Below are 13,578 nucleotides of genomic sequence, written 5' to 3'. Positions count from 1 at the left end.
TTTTAAATTTCATTTTTGTTTGAAGAGTATTCAGAAGGATTTACCCCAAACTGCTTTTGAAAAGCCTCTCTGAAATATCTTAAATCATTGTAACCTACAGTGTAGGTGACCTCGGCAATACTCATTTTGCTTTCCGTAAGGAGTTGCGCAGCTCGTTTCAACCTGCTTTGCCTGATAAAATCCTTTGGGGAAATGCCGGCAATTTGTTTGAACTTCCGGTAAAGAACGGTACGACTCACACCCATCTTTTCTGCCAGATCATCGACAGTAAATTGGGAGTCCTCCATTTTATCTTCCATTATTCTGCGGGCTTCGGTTAAAAACATATCTTCTTCAGAAGCCAGTGCAGGCAGAGATGGATCCATTAATAATTCATGTCTGATGCGATCTGTAAGATTTTCCTGTTTCTCAAGTAAATTCTTAATCCATTGGCGTAACAAATCGGCCTGAAATGGTTTGGTAAGGTAAATATCAGCACCTGTTTCAGCACCTTGAACCTGCTTCTCAAAAGAGTTGTAAACCGTTAATATGATCACCGGAATATTGCTGGTTGTAAAATCCTTTTTTAATTTACTTACCAGCGTTAAACCGTCCATTACCGGCATGGCAACATCTGAGACTATTATATCAGGTGCCATCTTTTTCGCTGTCTCAAACCCTGAAACTCCATTTTCAGCCTGAACCACCTCGTATTCACTTGATAGACTTTTGCACACAAAATCCCGCATCTCGGCATTATCATCTACAATTAAAACCATGGGCTTTCCGCTATCCTGCATAACAGTTGCCTCACTTCCAACCTGTTTGTCAATAAATACACTGGGATCAATCCTTCGGGTAATTCGTTCCTCTCTGGCACGTTCCATCACCTCTGTGCTCAACGAAGGCTGTAAAGTAGATTGCACGGGCAGGGTGATAACGAAAACAGATCCTTTATTTTCTTCTGATTCAACAGAGATTTGACCATGGTGCAGATCCACAATTTCTTTCACAAGCGCCAGACCAATACCAGTATTAAAGCCTTTACTTCCCCGTGGGCTTGAATAAAAGGGTGTGAATATTTGTTTTTGGGCATCATAAGGAATTCCGGGGCCTTCGTCTTTTATCGAAATTCTGACCTTCCCGGAAAGTCCTTTCCTCAGTCCAAAACGCCCCTTTACCGGAGCCTGGGTAATTGTGTCAAGTTTTATTGAAACAGTACTTTTCTCCGGAGCAAATTTCACTGCATTGGATAGAAGGTTAAAAAACAGCTCTTCCATCTTTTCTTTATCAGCATCAACAAATAAAGCCTCAGATGAATAATCCAATTCTAAATTAATTGCCTTCATTTCAGCAGCTCCCATAAAAAGCTCCTTAACTTCTTTTAAAAGATTTACCAGATCAATATTTTCGGGGTTTAATGAAATGGCCTTCTTTTCATATTTTCTAAAGTCAAGAATTTGATTCACCAGGTTCAACAACCGATAGGTATTCTTCTGAATAATTTTAAGAGTAAGGGTTTCAGATGAATCTTTTACATGGTTTATGTATTCCTCGAGTGGCCCGATGATAAGCGTTAATGGAGTTCTTATTTCATGAGAGATATTTGTAAAAAAACTAAGCTTAGTTTCATAAAGCTCTTTTTCCTTCTCCCGCTCTATTTTCTCCAACTTCAGGGCATTTTTTTTATGAGCCCTGTTTATGGTATATCGCTGGAAGAAATAAAGTAACAATGCAAAAACCAAAAAATAGCCTGCGAAAGCCCAATTGGTTTTCCACCACGGGGGAGTAATAACAATGCGAAGAGTTTCTGCTTTTTCAAACTTCTCCTTATCCAAAGCTTCCTGCGTAGTTACCTCAAATAAATACTCTCCGGGATCAAGATTATTAAAGGTAACCCTCCGCTGTTGGCCATTCGAAATCCAGGAATTGTTTAACCCCTTCATCCGGTAGAGGTAGTCCTCTGATTTGCGACGGGCATATTGAACATTAATGAAGTCAAGAGAAATATTATTTTGAAAATACTTTAACTCTACCTGAGAGGTTTGATGAATAGGTTCACTCAGAATTTTATTGCCAGATGAGGCAGTCACTTTATTGAAATTCACATACAAATCACTCAGAATTATTTTACCCGACTCCTGAGTATAAGAAATTACACCGGGTTTAAAAAAACTAAATCCATTAATCCCTCCTATTAATATGCTTCCATCAGACAGGCAAATACCTGCATCCCTGTTAAAAGAAATATCCAATCCGTGATGTTGATAAAAGGATGCTTCTACCTTACCCTTCATATTCACCCTGAACAAGGATTGATTGGTAGATACCCATACATATCCATCACGATCTTTTACAATTGCATTGACAATTTCATAGGGAAATAATCTTTTTTCAATAATAAACCGATCATCCGAAATATGTCCAATTAGTAATCCTGATCCTGAGGTGGCCAGCCAGATTTGTCCATCTTTCATATGGGCAGCGGTATTAATAGTCAACACACTTCCATCCGTAATAAAAACAGGTGATACAACATCATTTGAGGATGACAATTTCAAAATATTATTATTCTGAATTAAGATTTTACTTTCGTCCGCAAAGACAAGATCCACAACATTCAAATCCGCTTCAAATTCATGAGGGATTCTTTCAAAGGACTTTTTATCTTCCTTGAATAAATTCAGCCCACGATTGAAAGTTCCTATCCATACATTTCCATTAGGGTCTTCTTTTATAAATGACACCACATTACTACTCAATGAATTTATATCATCCGGTTTAAAGGAAAAATGAAAAATTTCTCCCTTATCAATCATTGTCACTCCACCCCGAAATTGCCCAATCCATATTCGGCCTTTGCGATCCTGAAGTAGAGACTGAATATTATTATTAACTAAAAAATCACCGGAAGAAAGATGCCGCCATGCTCCACTTTCCTTATTTACTATGCTTATTCCTGAGTCTTCAGTTCCAATCCAAAGCTCTGTATCAGTTTCAAGAAAGCTTTTCACTATTCTTCCTCTTAACTCCTTTCCTGCCAGGTCTTCGCCAATCACCCTATAACCTGCCATCGACTGATAATGAACATTCAATCCCCCAAAATATGTTCCGGCCCATAAATTATTTGCCTTGTCAAAATGGAGGGAATAAACATACCTGTCACTTAAACTATAAGGATTCATTTTTTCTTTACAGAAAGATTTAAACTTGTCCTCTTCCAAAACAGCAATGCCATTACCCGTTGCGAACCATAATCTTCCGTCGTTATCGATTTCAATATCCCTGATAACATTATGAGGCAAAGAATTTTCTTCATTCGGATCATGAGAAAAAATTCTAAAATCCTCAACCTCATTTCCTGACAACCTAAATTTGATTACTCCTTTATGGGATCCTGCCCAAAAAAATTCTGAGCTCTTATATAAACACCTGGTATTTCTCCCTGCAGGTTCTTTAATACCCATTTTTTCTGACAGGTTAATGCATTCATCACTAAAAGGTTTTGATGAAAAAAAGACTCCATGATTTGTAGCGATCAAAAGATTACCCCTCTTATCGGGTAAAATATCGTTCACAAAATGAACTCCCCCGGGAAGAACAAATAATTGTTTTAACTCTTTGGTTTCAAAGTCAAACTTAGCTATTTTCCCATCTCGGGTTCCCATATATACAACTGAGGAATCTGAATAGTGAATGGCAGAAACCTGCTCCCAAAAAGACAGCTGCTCCTTTTCATTCGTAAATGGAACTATATTTTCTGATCTGGAATCATAGCACAGCAAACCATTTCGATTAGAAACCAACAACAAGTCTCCTCGCTTAAAAGGCTGAATCTGAGAAACCGCCCCTAAAGGCTCATTCTCTCCAAGTTTATTAATTTTCTTGAAATTAATAAACTCATGTCCATTGTATTTACTCAGACCGGACTTAGTCCCCACCCATATAAATCCAATAGAATCCTCGTTAATTGACAGCACAGAAGCTTGAGCCAATCCGTTATCAACACTTAAATGGTGAAAGTCAATATTGGCCTTCTGCTCCCGAACAAGAAAATTATTCTGCCCTGGAACAAAAATGCTTTGAAGCAAAATCACTATGTTAAAAAACAAGTTCATTTTATTTTTTTTAATTCAAGACAACAATCTTAAAGATACGATGCTATTTCCTGAATTATCGTTTCACCATGCAATGGGATCCAAAAATTGGTTCTAATGTGTAGGACCTTTGGCATCCGGGTCATATCCTACTTCATCAGCATACTCATGCCACAATTCAGCCATCTCCTTTACCCGCTCCAGATATTGCCCTGCAAGGTTATTGGTTTCAGTAAGATCTTCCTTTAAATTGTAAAGTTCCCATTCAAAACCTCTCCAAGCCACCAATTTCCAGTCACCTCTCCTTATAGCTTTTCTTTTAGCATGTTCCCAAAAGATAGCATCGTGTCCTTCCCATTCTTGTCCTTTAATGACAGGCAGCAAACTTTTTCCATCCAATTCAGGGATATCAATGCCTCTGACAGAATCCTGATATTCTACCCCTGCCACATCCAGACAGGTAGGCATAATATCCATTACATGCCCCACAATTTTTTTATTAATAGAGCCAGGCTTCAACTTAAGCCCTTTTGGCCAGTGAACAATAAAAGGAGTGGCAATACCGCCATGATGGGAAGCAACTTTCCAATACCGGAAGGGAGTATTGACAGCCCCGGCCCAGGCAGCCCCAATTCCGGCAAAAGTAGTCTCCTCCCAGGGAGTCTCATACCCATCGTTCTGGTAACTTATTTTACGGCCGTCACGTGTTTCTGCAGGCCTGTCAAATCCTGGTCTTTTCACCCTTTCGGGTGATCCCCCATTATCCGACAAAACCATTATCAAAGTATTATCAAACTCACCTTTTTCTTTCAGCTTTTCAATAATCCGGCCTACCCCCTGATCAACACGGTCAAGCATTGCTGCATGGGCTTCCATATGCGAAGCCTCCCAGGCTTTATCCTCAACCTCATCCCATGAACGCCCTGATTCATTCCATGAATTTGGAGCTGTCTCAGGACCAACAAGGCCCAACTCAACCATTCTTTGGTAACGACTCTGCCTTAATGCATCCCATCCATCATCATAAACCCCCTTATATTTGGCCACATCTTTTTCTAATGCATGTAAGGGCCAGTGCGGCGCCTGATGTGCAACATATAAAAAGAACGGATTCTCGTTTTCAGAAAACTGATCAATCAGGTCAACAGCTTTATCTGAAATAAAGTCAGTCACATAGAAGTCTTCAGAAACCTCTTCAATTGGTTCCTCATTGTGCACCAAACTGAACGGATCGAAATAGTTGGCAACCCCCCAAATAATTCCATACATCTCATCAAAGCCACGATTAGATGGATAAGTTTCAAGGGGAGCAAAATCACTAAAATCTGCCTGATTGGCAATCCACTTCATATGCTCCTGCAGGTTCTCTTTTTCATAGGTTTGGGAAAGATGCCATTTACCTGACATCCCGGTTTGATAACCTTCTTTTTTCAATGCTTCAGGAATGGTGATACTTTCCTGACTTAAACTATGACCATTAACCTGCAGGCCAACACGATGCTGATATAATCCTGTCATTAAAGAAGCCCTTGTCGGACAACATCTCGAGGCATTATAAAATTGAGTGAAACGCACACCCTCACTTGCCAATTTATCAATATTGGGTGTAGAAATTTCACCTCCATAGCACCCAAGATCAGAGTAACCCATATCGTCGGTCATTATTACCATTATATTGGGTTTTTGGTCATCTACTTTTTCTTTTGGTTTTTTTCCCATTTTGCATCCAAAAGAAAATAGCAGTAAAAAAGAAATAGCCGCAGTAATTAGTTTTCTGTTCATCCCTACAATAATTAAATTAGCTCAAGGGTTCCCGTAAAAAGAGGGAACTTATTTTATTGTTTTACTTATGCTGTTCAATACTCCGTTATCCCGACGGTTCGGGATTGCAAATAATTGATAAAGAACTATTTAAGCAATAGCAATCATTAATTGCAACTCTCTGATAATAAAAACTTTGCGTCATTGCGTCTCTGCGTTTAGGTTTTTTTTAACGACCTATTGACTATTATGAATCCACGTGAAAATCATATTTAACATCAAACAAACAACAATGATTGTTAATTTTGATATTGTAATTCAAAGGTAAACACACCACCCTCTTAAAAAATGCTAAAACGTTCCAATCAACGGGGGTTTTTAGATCACTCCACACAGGAACCTATCAACCAACACGTTAAGCATTGGATAACATCCTATATTATTACTAAGCAAACCTTCCCGAACCAAAACATTTAACAAAACACAACAAAAACAATATAATTCTCTAATAGAAAACACCTTAAGCAGGCAAAACCTCTCCTCAAGCACTTTGAAAGCGGGAAATGAGAGAAATAAAAAAACAAACACACAGAATCAAATAAACAACTACCCCACAACACATTACACATCCAATGAATTACTCTTGAATAATTAGCCCCCCTCTTTTTGTACAAAAAAGACTCCCAATAAACGCAAACACTTCTTAATTTGTAAAAATATTTATAGTCTAACTTTAAAACAAAGTAATCATGATAAGGCGAAGTCATTTTTTCTGGTTGATATTCTTTTTATTATTTATAGGATCTTCCGCTTGTAGTGAAGACAAGAATGAACCAGATCCCGATAAAAAGGAAGATCCATATACACCTCCGTTTCACCATGAAGGAATTAGGCTGGGAGCCAATTTCAATGAAAACATTGCTGATATTAATATTAACAACCTTCAATATGCAAATATGCAATGGGTCAGAGGATTTGTTAATATCAGTAACTTCCTAAACATTAGTCAATCCGGCGAAATAACAGGAATTAACGAAAACCGGTTTAATTCTTTTACCGACTTAAATGCTCTGAAGAATCTGGAAAACTATACTGCTTCCAATGGTGAGCCTATGCGTATCATTTTCAGTCTCAAACTGGACTTTAAGCGAAATGACATGGGTGTACCGGAACTCGGAACCCCTGGTGCAGAATACATCATCCAGGTTATTGAGCGGCTTTTAATTACCGCAAACATTGCATCAAATATCGACATCCTGGTTGTTGGCAATGAGCCTATGTGGGAAACACCAAATTCAGATGTAGAGAATTTTAAACTTATGCTCAGATATCTTATTAATAAGGTTTATGATTGGCGAAGTCAGAAATCGGATTGGAACTACCAGATATACACCGGTGCTCTCAACCGCGTAAGTGAATTAGCAGCCACTAATCCTGTTTTGCAGGCCGTTTTCGAAATCGCCAGTAATAATGACAAAGTCGAGGGCATTGATCTTCACCCACATGTCGACACCATTGAAGATGGTGAAGCAGATGTTAAGTGGATAAGAGATAATGGTTTCGATAAAGAGATAATTGTCACTGAGTTTTCTTTACACCGCCTGCTTCAAAGCAAGCTTCGTCAAAACCTGGGCGACTGGGGTACCCAAAACGGCTATTCTTCAGATCTTAAAATGTGGGAATGGCTAAACATTCTGCTTCAAAATGCCAATTCGGATCCTATAGATCCCGTGGTATTCAAAAGCTTTTTCCTTGCCCGGGATTGGTATCCCGACAAGTGGTTCAGTAGTTTTTACTCGGCTTTTTGCGAGTACGATGTAAAAGTTGCCACTTATGGTTTCCGGCGCCCTATTGAAAGCCCGGTATTTCAACTTAGTTCTCAAAGTCCGGCATGGGTACTGAATGCTTATCTCAATGATGCCCTCCTGGGATATAACGAGGATGGATTCCCGGTAAAAAATCCTTTATTTAAAGATGAATGGGAGCAAATAATAAATGGAGAATTTGATTGTCCCTGAAAATTCACACTAAACGACTGATAACAATTTTATTTTGAACTCATAAACCTTAAATCATTAATTTAGGATCGAAACAATTAAAAAATGAGAAAATGAGAATTTATAAAATCACAGCAGCACTCATCCTTTTACTTATTTCTTTGTCAGGATGTTTCCATACCATTGACCGTTCGGTTCCTTCCTTTAAAACCCTGAAAAAAGAAGATTTCCAAACACGGATAAATAATAAAAAGACAGACTTGTTCTTTCTTCGTAATGGAAATATATCCATGGCTGTAACCAATTATGGAGGTAGAATTGTTGGACTTTTAACGCCTGACCAAAAGGGAAATTATGATGATATTGTTCTGGGTTATTCCTCAATAAAAGAATATATGAATTCCAATGAGGTATTTCACGGGGCACTTATTGGTCGTTTCGGGAACCGTATTGACGATGGAAAATTTATCTTGGATGGCATTACTTACGAATTACCAAAAAACAATGGCCCAAATCACTTGCATGGTGGTCCAAAAGGTTTCCACAATGTTGTGTGGGAAGTAGAACAATCTACTGACTCAACCATAACCATGCATTATCTTTCCAGGGATGGAGAAATGGGATATCCCGGGAATTTATCTGTAGATGTGGAGTATGAATTAGCCTCAGACAACTCTCTGATTATATATTACAAGGCCCACACAGATAAAAAGACTGTGATTAATTTAACAAGCCATCCTTTTTTTAATCTCAAGGGAGAAGGCAATGGTACCATCAATGATCATATTTTAAAAATTAATGCCGATTACTACACTCCAGTTGATTCCACGCTGATCCCGACAGGAGAAATTGCAAAGGTCTCGAACACTCCCTTTGATTTCACCTACAAAAAAGCCATTGGAAAAGACCTTAATAAGGGAAATGACCAATTGCGTTTTGCTAACGGATATGACCATAACTTTGTTCTCAACAAAGAAGACGGGGATTTATCATGGGCTGTATCAATCTGGGAACCGAAAAGTGGGAGAAAAATGGAGATACTCACCGAGGAGCCTGGTATGCAATTTTATGGTGGAAATTTCATGGATGGAAGTGCAATAGGTAAAAGTGGAAAACCCTACAAATTCAGGGAATGCTTTGTTTTTGAACCGCAGCATTTTCCGGATTCACCAAATCATCCTAATTTCCCTTCAACTGTATTAAAAAAAGGGGATACTTTTAAATCGAAGAGTATTTATCGCTTTTCAACCGTTGCGGCTGATGATAATGAATAAATAAATTTAAAGAACGGGACATTGATGTTAAATGGGCATCTGTGTCCCGTTTGTTATAATAAAAAATATCAATTCCCCTGCAACGAAACAGTCCTCCCTTCCTCCGCACTCCTAATTGCTGCATCCAGAATTTCCACAACCAACATATTGTTTTCCAGTGAAGACAGAGAATAAGGCTCCAGAGTAACCTCATCTTTAATAACAGCAGTAAACCATGAAAAAGGATCATCATAAGGTGCTGGTCTGTCGTCCAAATGATATTTCTTTTCGTTATAGCCATCATATCCCTCAGAAATGCGAACTCTCAAGTCATTCCGGTTATCGGAATATACAACCCCGTCAACACCGTAGATCTCCATATCCTTTCGGCCAATCGGCCAGTTCCAGGATCCCTGGATAATAGCAACAGATTGATCGTATTCCAGAATAATTATGGCTTCATCATCAACATTGGGATTATTTTCAGGTTGAAACTGCCTTGTAACGGCGGTCACTTTATGAGGTCTACTGCCATCCATTAGCCAGGTAGAAAGATTAACCCCATAACAGCCAAAATCGATAATAGCTCCTCCCCCATTAAGTTTGGGATCGGTCAGCCAATCCAGAAATTCAGAATCAACACCTATCTTTTTGGGACCTTTGTGACCGTCTCTTACCACTATTTTTCGAATATCTCCAATTACCGAATCATTCTTAATCATATCATAAGCTTCATGATTGGTAGGATACCAGGTAGTTTCATAATTGGTCAGTAAATGTATGCCATATTTTTTTGCCAAAGCTTCCATTTTCCGGGCGTGATCCATATTGACCGCCAGGGGCTTTTCAACCATCACATGGATCCCCTCGGGTGCACATTTCTCAACTACCGCTAAATGTTCATATATGGAGCCAAAAGCAGTTACACCGTCAAGGTTCTTTTCAGCGATCATCTCGTCCAGTGAATCATAAACCATGGTCATTGGAAAGTCATATTGATCGGCATAACGTTGGGCCAACTCTTTGTCTGGTTCAGCAATGCCCACTATTTCAATCTCTCCCCTTTTCTCACTCCCAAATATCCAATGAACGTGGGAGTGTGTTAATCCGGCGATGCCTATTTTTACTGGTTGGTCCTGTCCAACCCCAGGCAGAGAAATGGACATAAACAAGAGAATGAATGAAACAACAAGACTTTTCATAGCTGGACTTTTTTAAACATACTCAAGAATTAAACAAAAAAAATGAAAACTGCTTAGTATGGGTATTCATCAAAACTTTTTCATTTGATCAGGGAGGCAATGTTCATTTTGAAGATGATGAGGGAATGCCTGACGAAACAGTGGAAGCCAATGCCATTTACAGGTACTGATAGAAATAGTAATTAATACTTTGCTAAGAAAGGGGTTGTCTTAAACAATAGATCGTTAGACTTTTAGATTTTAGACAAAAAATATATCGTAAAATGCTGACGATGTGCATTTTAATACAAACAACCCTTGATTTGCAAATAACTAATTAAAAGCATATTGCAAAAGATTAGCGGAGTATTGTTAAAAGGATAAGATATAAAATGCATGTCATGTTGAGCGGAGGCGAAACATCTGTTTTTCAGAAAAAAGATTCTTCGACAAGCTCAGGATGACATCAAAATCGGACTACTAAGACAGCCTCTTTCTTAGTTTACTGAAATTTATATTACCTCTTCTAACAACACTTCGTTATTCTTTACAAAAGCCTGATGATCTATTGCTTACACAGCCAGCAACACAACAGACAAGTCTCTCATAATAAAACCTTTGCGTCAATGCGCCTCTGCGTTTATGCTTTTTTAACGAACTATTGTTCTAAGAGAAGATATATAAATTAAAACTCAAAATCAGGATACTTGGCCGGCATTTGATCTTTAGGTTTATCTGACTTAAGATAATAATCAAACCAATCCATTGTCCTTACCAGGTAATCGTATTGATTAAGATTTATACGGTTACCATGTCCTTCGTTTCCATACCAGATTAGTCGCACGGGAGATTTGCTGTGCAATTTAAGAGCCCGGTAAAGTTCAAGGCCTTGGGACGGATGCACTCTCGGATCGGCAGTTCCATGCAAAATGAGTGTTGGGGTCTCACTTTGATGGGCATACTTAACGGGGCTCACATCGTAAACACTTTTCCAGTCCTCATGTGTCCAAAACCCCCAGTGCACATAGTAATCTTCATACGGTATATCGGTCGTAAACCGTTTGGATACCTGATCTGAAACTCCGACAAACACAACAGAGGCAGCAAATCTTTCGGTATGCCGGGTGGCCGACCAGGCTGAGAAATAGCCGCCATAAGATCCGCCGCCAATACCTACTTTTTCAGGATCTACGAAACCTTTGTCAATCAATGCATCTATGCCATCCAGTACATCATTGTATTCTGCGCCAACCAGATCCCCAAAGCCGGCCATCGTAAAATCAATACCTCGACCTGAACTGGCCCGGTAGTTGGGCATAAATACAAAATAGTCTCTGGCTGCTGCCACCTGTCCCCAGGTTGAATACCTGGTAGTCCAGCCATTTTGTACAGCCGCTTCGGGTCCTCCGTGAATGTATGTTATAAGTGGATAGCTGTTTCCTGCCATATAATTAAGGGGATACAATAATACCCCTTCAATCTTTTTCCCGTCTCTGGCTTCATATTCAAACTTTTGCTGGCGTGCCAGATCCACTTCATTTAACCAGGCGTTATGATGCGTCTTTCGTTCCAAAGATTCATCTTTTAAATTGAAAACAAACAATTCTGATGGGTGACTGGAAGTATTTCCCGGGAATGCAACCAGATTCTCTGAGACATCGAATCCGCTGAATACTACCTTTCTGGGATCAATAATTTTGGTTCTGTCATTTGAACCTACTTTTTGTTCACTCAAGACAATATCAACACCCTCTTCTGCAGCATATAAGACAGTTTTTTCATTTTTCCACCCCACATCAATTACCGACAACTCCTTATCTGCTCCATAGTTTTGAAGTTCATCAAAGCTTTTACTGTTGGGGATATCCATAACAAATAAGCTTCCGTCCACAGCATCGTTTCGACTCGAAGCTGCCTGAAAAGCCAGTTTTTTCCCATCAGGACTCCATGCCAGTTTGCCAAGTTTTCCGGCAATATCCACCATCAATTCGGTCTTTCCGGTTTCCAAATCCACCGTGTAAATGTCTTTAAACATGTACATGTAATCGGTAAGATTTTTCGAAGCTATGGCAGCAGCAGCCGTCTTTCCATTGGGAGAAACAACAAAATCATAAACCGTCTGTCCATTGGTTAATTTACGTGTTTCACCAGTACCAAGATCCACCGAATACATACTGATATGTCGCCACTCCTCTTCATAGATATCAATATCGAAACCTTTTTCATTAAAATCTTTGGCATCTTCACTCAGAGAATCGGTGGCTGTAAAAATGACCGTATTGCTGTTGGCAAACTCGTATTGTCTCACTGATTGCGGAAACTCGAACAAAACCCCGGCCTTTGAGCTGTCAGGAGCTATTGAAAATACCTGAGTGTGCTTAACATCATCCATCCTGGACCTGAATGTAACTGCTCTGGAATCAGGTGTCCAACCAAGTGATGATACAACTTCTTTTCCGGCAACAAGCTTTCTAACCTCATCGGTTTGCAAATTGTAAAGATGTAATTCACGATAATCTGATCCCGGCGAGTCTGAAAAGGAACGCGGAACGGAAACAGTATATGCCACATAATTTTCGTCAGGAGAAATCGCAACATCTCTTACCTGTTCAAGGTCCAGCACTTTCCCGGGAGAAAACACCTTGGCCTTTTGAGCAACTAAGTTAGAAAGGCCCAAGAAGGACATCATCGTTATTAACACTGTAAACTCAATCAGTCTTTGTTTCATATCTTATTTATTTTGATTAGTAACTCAAAGGGTTCATTCAGAAACATCTTCTCTTTCATTCAATCGAAAGAGTAATTATAATAACACTATAAACTGCCTTATGGTTTTAATTTCAACCTGGGTGTAAATCAATGATATTGCTTTGCTTCCCGAAGAATCCGCGAACCCCGCCTGGCCGTTGCCATCCTACTTTGAGGCTGAGTGGCTTTTATCTAAACCGTCTGTTTTTTCAAAAGGCAGTAGTTTATATTTGCAATGATATTACCATTTAGATTCTTCCTGAATTACGTGTCTTTACATGATCTAAGTTATGATAATTCATCAAGTCCCTGAAAAGGAACGAACTTATATAAGCTCGGGTTGTAGATGTCAAGAATGTATGGTCCCTGATAAGGGGCCAATTCGGATAACCCCGGGGCAACTGTCCCGGGGCTAAGCCAGGAGCAAAACCTCCGGGTCCCCGGAGGGCATAGCCGTCAGGCTTACAAAGCCTAAGTGCTTGATTTGAAGATTGGTAAGCAGACGCAACTCACCCCTTTCGGGATGATAGTCGAATTTTCTTCATATATTTGCTGTGATTTA

The 13,578-nt window shown here is 39.3% G+C and carries 6 protein-coding genes; 2 read left to right on the top strand and 4 right to left on the bottom strand.

The genetic code is table 11. The annotated features are described in order from the left end of the window. Positions 1–2: 2 nt before the first annotated feature. Both DDZ16_RS14780 and DDZ16_RS14775 read right to left on the bottom strand, forming a co-directional pair. Positions 3–4,097: a hybrid sensor histidine kinase/response regulator transcription factor gene (locus DDZ16_RS14780; RefSeq protein ID WP_109265261.1), complete on the bottom strand. Its 4,095-nt coding sequence runs from the start codon at positions 4,095–4,097 to the stop codon at positions 3–5. 93 nt (positions 4,098–4,190) lie between these two features. Further along, a complete protein-coding gene (locus tag DDZ16_RS14775; RefSeq protein ID WP_232526730.1) occupies positions 4,191–5,858 on the bottom strand; it encodes an arylsulfatase in 1,668 nt (555 codons plus the stop codon). Positions 5,859–6,586: 728 nt separating this feature from the next. Here DDZ16_RS14775 and DDZ16_RS14770 point away from each other — a divergent pair. Further along, positions 6,587–7,855, top strand: a complete 1,269-nt coding sequence (locus DDZ16_RS14770) for a hypothetical protein (RefSeq protein WP_109265260.1) — start codon at positions 6,587–6,589, stop codon at positions 7,853–7,855. Between the two features lie 92 nt (positions 7,856–7,947). After that, on the top strand, positions 7,948–9,108 hold the full coding sequence (locus tag DDZ16_RS14765; RefSeq protein ID WP_109265259.1) for an aldose epimerase family protein: 1,161 nt from the start codon (positions 7,948–7,950) through the stop codon (positions 9,106–9,108). 68 nt (positions 9,109–9,176) lie between these two features. Here DDZ16_RS14765 and DDZ16_RS14760 read toward each other — a convergent pair whose 3' ends face one another. Next, on the bottom strand, positions 9,177–10,289 hold the full coding sequence (locus DDZ16_RS14760) for a Gfo/Idh/MocA family protein (protein WP_109265258.1): 1,113 nt from the start codon (positions 10,287–10,289) through the stop codon (positions 9,177–9,179). 664 nt (positions 10,290–10,953) lie between these two features. Continuing rightward, positions 10,954–12,996: a S9 family peptidase gene (locus DDZ16_RS14755; protein WP_109265257.1), complete on the bottom strand. Its 2,043-nt coding sequence runs from the start codon at positions 12,994–12,996 to the stop codon at positions 10,954–10,956. Positions 12,997–13,578 lie beyond the last annotated feature (582 nt).

This window comes from Marinilabilia rubra, assembly GCF_003121985.1.
GTDB lineage: Bacteria > Bacteroidota > Bacteroidia > Bacteroidales > Marinilabiliaceae > Marinilabilia > Marinilabilia rubra.
This window is presented reverse-complemented; position numbering and strand designations above follow the sequence as displayed.

What these genes read in the sequence shown, in the direction of transcription:
- DDZ16_RS14775 (WP_232526730.1), bottom strand. Translation starts at nt 5,858, where the DNA reads ATGAACAGAAAACTAATTACTGCGGCTATTTCTTTTTTACTGCTATTT.
- DDZ16_RS14760 (WP_109265258.1), bottom strand. Translation starts at nt 10,289, where the DNA reads ATGAAAAGTCTTGTTGTTTCATTCATTCTCTTGTTTATGTCCATTTCT.
- DDZ16_RS14765 (WP_109265259.1), top strand. Translation starts at nt 7,948, where the DNA reads ATGAGAATTTATAAAATCACAGCAGCACTCATCCTTTTACTTATTTCT.
- DDZ16_RS14780 (WP_109265261.1), bottom strand. Translation starts at nt 4,097, where the DNA reads ATGAACTTGTTTTTTAACATAGTGATTTTGCTTCAAAGCATTTTTGTT.
- DDZ16_RS14755 (WP_109265257.1), bottom strand. Translation starts at nt 12,996, where the DNA reads ATGAAACAAAGACTGATTGAGTTTACAGTGTTAATAACGATGATGTCC.
- DDZ16_RS14770 (WP_109265260.1), top strand. Translation starts at nt 6,587, where the DNA reads ATGATAAGGCGAAGTCATTTTTTCTGGTTGATATTCTTTTTATTATTT.